Source organism: Clostridium sp., assembly GCF_016650095.1.
GTDB lineage: Bacteria > Bacillota > Clostridia > Clostridiales > Clostridiaceae > Clostridium_AD.
Window position 1 is genome coordinate 1 of record NZ_JAENWL010000342.1, and the last position, 4,168, is coordinate 4,168.

Below are 4,168 nucleotides of genomic sequence, written 5' to 3' on the forward strand. Positions count from 1 at the left end.
AATTATTTATTTAATCTTCTTTTCATTATAAATCTTTACGTCTATTTTAGGTGTATCTTTTACAATTATTATACAAAAATTTTTATATTAATGCAACCGCTTGCACTGATCACTAACAAAATAAATCAAATTCTTTGAAGAGAGTTTGTTTAGGGGCATGAAAATAATGGGCCTAATTAGAAAGTACATCTACACTTTCTAATTAGGCCTTTTTAAATTTTATTATCAATCTTTATATTTTTGATTTTCTAAATCTGTTTTTCTATATTTTATCCATTAGTTTGAGAAGACCAAATATAATTGCCTGTGGAGAAGGTGGACATCCTGGAATCACTAAGTCCACAGGGAGTATATTCTTTAGTACATCATAAACTCCTTCGCACTCTTTAAACATTCCTCCATCATAAGCACAACTACCAACAGCTATAACTATTTTAGGTTCCGCCATTGCATGATATGTCTTCTCTAGTGCTTCTTTCATGTTTTTAGTAACTATGCCAGTTACCACTAACCCATCTGCATGCCTTGGAGATGCCGCTACATTAATTCCAAATCTCGAAATATCATAAAAAGTATTTTGAAGTGCGGATAATTCTGACATACAAGCATTACAAGAACCAGTATCTACTACTCTTAATACAAGCGATCTCTTGAATGTATTATAAATCTTTTTTTTAAGCAGCGCGCCTGCAAATTCAAGCTCTGCCATTTTATAATCAGTTGTTATTTCTAAAACAGACTTCGGGCAAACATCAACGCAATTTCTACAATAAATACATTTCTTATTGTCAATACTTATTATATTTTCACCATTTGCACTAGTATTTAGTTTTATAGCATCTACAGTACATACACGCTCGCAAGCTCCACATTTATTACATTCGTTTCCTTTAGTAATTATTTTTCCGTAAGAAAACTCATTTTTTTTAAGTGGATCTTTTATTGTTTCAGTTCCATATTTTATTCTATCAAGTATATTGTTCATTTTAATACTCCTTACCTATCATTTTCAGAATAAGACATATTAAAGCTTTTGTTAATAAGTGGAAAATCCGGAACAATTTCTCCAAGCACCGCTTCACTTACACCTGCCCAATTAGTAACGGAAGGAGTTTTAAAATATATTCGGTTAAACTTGTTATCTTTTCCTGTTAACCCATACACCACTAGTTCCCCCTTTACTGTTTCAACAGAAGCTATTGCCTCTAATCCCTCTTGTAAACAAATTTCTTGTTTGTCTCTTTTTATATCAGTATTTATATATGTCAGAGCTTTTTCTATAAAACTAAACGCATCTTTAATTTCAAGACCTTTCAATTTATACCTCTCAAAAACTCCACCTTTTATTTCTATATTTATGTCTTTTTTTATTTCCTTATATATTTCATATGGGTACATTACTCTAACATCATATTTCAAATTGCAGGCCCTTGCTACCACACCAGTCATGCATAATTTTTTAGCCATTGTACGACTTACCATTCCAGTATCTTCTACCCTATCTAAAAATGAAACTGTATTTAAACTCATTTTAAATATACTACTTATACGAGTTTTAATACTTTCTAACGTTTCTATAATATCCTTCTTTTTCTTTTCATTAAATTCAATATTTATTCCAAGTGGAATAATGGCATTTCTCATGAACCTGCTTCCACTTACTCTTTCACATAACTGGTGAATCATTTCTGAGAAATATCCGAATTTTTTAGCTACATAGCTAAACCCTATATCATTAGCAATTCCACCTAGATCATCCAAATAATTATACATTCTCTCAAGTTCTAAAAGAACAATCCTAAAAGCTTGAATTTCTTTACTAACCTCCTTATTTAGAAGTTTTTCTATAAGAATAGCATAAGCTTCTCCATAAGCTACTGTCGATTCTCCCGAAACCCTTTCAAACATAAGATTTAATAAATTTGCATTTATATTTGCGCATTGCTTTTCTATTCCTCTATGTTTGTACCTAAGCCTTATTTCAAGGTTTTCTATAGGTTCACCCATAACACTAAACCTAAAATGACCTGGCTCAATTATCCCTGCATGCACTGGTCCTACCGCAATTTGATAAGCATCAGTACCTGAAATTTCTTTAACCTTATAATCAAAATCATTATTGATTTCTCTTTGAAATAATCTGCTTTGATAAATTATATTCCTAAGATCAATTGGAGTTTTATCAGTAACATAACTGCATATTACATAATACCCTTGCTTACTATTTGAAAACACACAATTTATAGTACGCTGCTTTCCCTCCACAGAAAATTCACAAATATAATTAAATTTATATAAATCAACAAAAATAAGCACAATCTTTCTAATCTGTTCAGCTTTTATTCTAACATATAACTCATTATTATTTTTAACTTCATAATTTAAATCAAAATTTAAACCCTCTAGACTTTCTATAGTCTCTGCTATTTTCATATTTTCACTTCCTAACTACAAATAATTAGAACTGCATTATTTATTATATTAGACAAATAACCATTCATAAATAAACTCATAACAATAATTGAAATAAAACATAAAGCGAGTGGCAATGTATTTTCTTTATCCTCTTTCATTTTAACATATTTAGCGCCAGGTTCATTATTGAAAACTATCTTAATAAAAACTTGCAGAAAACCTGCAAAAACTAATAGTAAACAAATACTATACAACGCAGTGATAATGTAATTCCCATTTTCAACCGTTCCTACAAGTATATAATACTCACTAAAGAAAGCTGGAAATGGAGGAGCTCCCGTAATAACAAGCATTCCCAAAATAAGAAATACCGCATTTATTGGCATAGTTTTTATTAGTGCATTAATTTTATCTATACGTTTTGTTTTATAAGTATTTAGTATATTTCCTGCAGTTAAGAACAACAAAGACTTCCCAAAGGCATGAACTAATGAATGTAATAATGCACCGAAAACCGCAATTTTACTTCCAACTCCTAGCCCTAAAGCTATAATCCCTATGTTTTCAACTGAGGAAAATGCTAGCAACCTTTTATAGTTGGTTTGCCTTAAAATACTAAAAGATGAAATTATAAGTGATACTGAGCCGAAAATTATAAACAACCATTTGGTATTTTGGAGTCCTGGTACATGTTTTATTATTAAATAAAACCTTAAAATAACATATAGTGCAAGATTCAAAAGAACTCCAGACATCATTGCACTAACTGGTGATGGTGCTTCACTATGTGCATCTGGAAGCCATGTATGCATAGGTGCAAGTCCTGCTTTTGTCCCTAGCCCTACAAATATTAACGTAAATGCTATTTTAATAGCATATGTACTTTGTGGGTTTGAATTTTTCACAAGATAAGACCAATTAAGTATCTGACCCGTATCTTGATTATTATAGGAATTAACAAAAATAAGTATGCCAATTAAACCAACACCTATTCCTATTGAACAAATAATGACATACTTCCAAGCGGATTCGAGTGAACTCTTATTAATGTTAAATCCAATCAAAAATGCAGTTGTCAGTGTTGTTCCTTCGAGCCCAATCCACATTACTATAATATTATTTGTCATTGCAATAAATATCATAAAAAAAACGAAAAAATTAAATAAAAAATAATAGAATCTACCTCGCCTAAGCGAAATTAATTTCTCGTTTATCTCGCTATAAATATATTTATAAGAGTAAATACTCACGATAACATTTATGCTAGCTGTTATCAAAAGTTGCACTATACTTAAACTATCAATATAAAAAAATTCATTAAAATAACTTAGAGTACCACCTCCTGAAATAAGCGTAATAATTTTTAGTACAATACCCAAAACTAATATAGATCCAAGTATTGTAACTAACCCAGAAATTTTGATGTTTTTAAGGATCAACGGGGTCATTATCATAATTAAGAACAAAATACCAATTACTATAATATACATTTTTTCACCAACTATTCTTTTAGATTTTCAAAAGAGTCTGTATTTATTGAATCAAAAGTTTTATTTATATTGAAAATCATTATTCCCATAATAAGGGCTAACATTAAACCTTCAAAAACTATTCCTGCCTCAATTACAAGGGACATTTTGGTTAATGATATTTCAAAGAGTACGATACCATTTTCAAAGATTAAAAATCCTATCATTTGCGTGATAGCTTTTTTTCTTGCTACCATAAGCAAAATCCCTATAATAAATAGTGC

3 protein-coding genes and 1 pseudogene are annotated in these 4,168 nt (G+C 30.0%); all 4 read right to left on the reverse strand.

Features of this window, described 5'->3' with window-relative positions:
• Window positions 1–262: 262 nt before the first annotated feature.
• Complete coding sequence (gene nuoB, locus JJE11_RS15820; protein ID WP_291637345.1) at window positions 263–985, reverse strand: NADH-quinone oxidoreductase subunit NuoB; 723 nt, start codon at window positions 983–985, stop codon at window positions 263–265.
• Window positions 986–996: 11 nt separating this feature from the next.
• Window positions 997–2,433, reverse strand: coding sequence for a proton-conducting membrane transporter (locus JJE11_RS15825; protein WP_291637347.1), 1,437 nt, complete (start codon window positions 2,431–2,433; stop codon window positions 997–999).
• 11 nt (window positions 2,434–2,444) lie between these two features.
• Window positions 2,445–3,905, reverse strand: a complete 1,461-nt coding sequence (locus JJE11_RS15830) for a proton-conducting transporter membrane subunit (RefSeq protein WP_291637350.1) — start codon at window positions 3,903–3,905, stop codon at window positions 2,445–2,447.
• A gap of 11 nt (window positions 3,906–3,916) precedes the next feature.
• A pseudogene (locus tag JJE11_RS15835) lies at window positions 3,917–4,168 on the reverse strand (hydrogenase); the annotation flags it as partial.

Coding starts and splice junctions, on each gene's coding strand:
- nuoB (WP_291637345.1), bottom strand. CDS start 985: ATGAACAATATACTTGATAGAATAAAATATGGAACTGAAACAATAAAA.
- JJE11_RS15825 (WP_291637347.1), bottom strand. CDS start 2,433: ATGAAAATAGCAGAGACTATAGAAAGTCTAGAGGGTTTAAATTTTGAT.
- JJE11_RS15830 (WP_291637350.1), bottom strand. CDS start 3,905: ATGTATATTATAGTAATTGGTATTTTGTTCTTAATTATGATAATGACC.